This is a genomic window from Caballeronia sp. LZ043, assembly GCF_031451075.1.
Classification (GTDB): Bacteria; Pseudomonadota; Gammaproteobacteria; order Burkholderiales; family Burkholderiaceae; genus Caballeronia.
This window is the reverse complement of record NZ_JARUXT010000033.1, coordinates 1-2092: the sequence shown is the minus strand read 5'-3', so window position 1 is coordinate 2092 and position 2092 is coordinate 1. Positions and strand designations below refer to the sequence as shown.

The 2092-nt window shown below is 63.6% G+C and carries 1 pseudogene; it reads right to left on the bottom strand.

From position 1 onward, the window contains the following. A pseudogene (locus tag QCE64_RS36295) lies at window positions 1–2092 on the bottom strand (type IV secretion protein Rhs); the annotation flags it as partial.

Below are 2092 nucleotides of genomic sequence, written 5' to 3'. Positions count from 1 at the left end.
CTGCGAGAACCGATCGCCTTGCGCGTCATACACATACCGACGCAGCCGCTGTCCCGGATCCGTATGCTCGACGATCCGGCCCAGCGGATCGTATCGATACCGATCCACCCCCAACCGGCTATCGCTGCGAGTGACCAGGTTCCCGCTGACGTCATAGTCATACCCGACATGCGTCTCGCGATGCCCCGCACGCCGCGCGGTCTGTCGCGCAAGGCGCCCCGCGCTGTCGTAGCTGAACGCATGATCGATTCCGGGTGCGAACTCGATTCCGCTCAAGCGGCTCGCCAGATCATGCGTGAAGCGGATCGGCTCATGCGTATCGATGCCCAGCGTGCGAGCCAATCCCGACTCATCGTACTCATGGCTCAGCGTCTGCCGATAACACACCTCGCCGTTCAATTCACGCATCTCGCGCCGCTGCGTCTGCAACTGACCCGCCGCGTCGTACTCGTAGCTCAGGCTGCCGAGCGTATCGGCATGCTGCTGCGTCTCGCTCGTGAGCCGCCCGTCGAGGTCATACTCGCGCTGAACCAGCCCGTGCGCATTGCGCGCTTCGATCAACTGGCCGCGCTTGTTATAGGCGTAATGTTCGTCCTCGCCGCTGCCCGCCGCAATGCGGCTCACGATACGCCCCAACGAATCGCACCGGATGGTCAGCACACGCCCGAGCGGATCGACAGTACGCTGCAAGTGCCCCGCCGGATCGTACCCATAGCCGCGCGCTTGCCCGAAGTAGTCGATCTCCTCGATCAGCCGGCCCGCTGCATCGCGCTTCAGATGCCAGGTCTGTCCAAGCGGATTGCTTACGCCTATCAGCTGCTCTTCGGTATCGTAGTGATAGCGAGTAACGCTGCCGTCCGGATCAACGCGCGTCTGAAGCTGCCCCTGTCCGTAATACGTGAAGCGCGTCTCCTGGCGCGCTTCGTCTTCGTAGCGGATGAGATTGTCCTCGCCGTCATACTCGCAACGCACCCATGCCCCACTGGGAAGATCGCAGAGAATCAGACGATCCTTCTTGTCCCACGCATAGCGCGTCGTCCCTTCACCCGGCGCTTCGCGGTGCAGCAGATTGCCGCGCGCATCGTGGGTGAAGTGCGTGACGCGGCCCAACGCATCGGTCAGACTGGCCAGATAGCCATACGCGTCGTAGTTCAGGGCCGTGCAACGCCGCGCCGCATCCGCCACTTGCGTCAGCTGCCCAAGCGCGTCATAAGCGAAGGCGCTCGAACACCCCGAGGGTGTCACCTGTTCGATCAGATTGCCACGCGTATCCCAGACCTGGCGCCAGACGCCCCCTTCGGGATCGGTGATCGCGACCGGCCGATGCTTCTCGTCATACGCGGTCTGCACCACCGTGCGATCCGGCAGCCGGTGCGCGAGCAGGTTGCCGTACCCGTCGTACTCCCATTCTGTTGCGTTTCCCGCCGGGTCGATCTCCGCGATCGTGCGGCCTTCGCCATCGTATTGATAGCTGCGCACGCCGCCCGACCCATCGATGCGCGCCACCGGCCATTGCTGCTCGTTGTATTGCAGCACCGTGAGGTGACCCAGCGAATCCGTGAAGCGCGTCTCCAGATGCGCAAGGTCGTACTCGAAGTGGTAGTCGTACAGGCCGCCGTCGCCCCATGCGTGGCTCACGCGCCATTGGCCGTCCTCGTGCATCGCATGGCTGTAGTAGAACGACAGGCCGTTGCGGTCGGTATGCCTCACCATCTGATGCTGCGCATACTCGAAACAGTAGGGCGCGTTGTGCGCATCGAGCACGGCGCCCAAATTACCCAGCGCGTCTTGCTGATACGTCACCAGCGGATGCACGCCACCTTGTGCATCGTGCAGGGTGAGCGCCCCGAGACAGCCCGCGACGATTCCCGAAGCAGCGCGCAACTCGCGCCCCGTAGGACGGCCTCCCGCGTATTCGACGAAGCGCATCGACACGCCGTGGTGAATCGCATCGGTCCGCTGCTGGATATGCCAGGCGTTGCCATTCAGGTCCGCCATCCGGGATAACGGCAGACTGAACGTCTGCCCCCGATCTACGACCGGCACGCTCGCGCGCCAGTCGTCCGGCAGTGCGAACGCGTATTCCAGACCG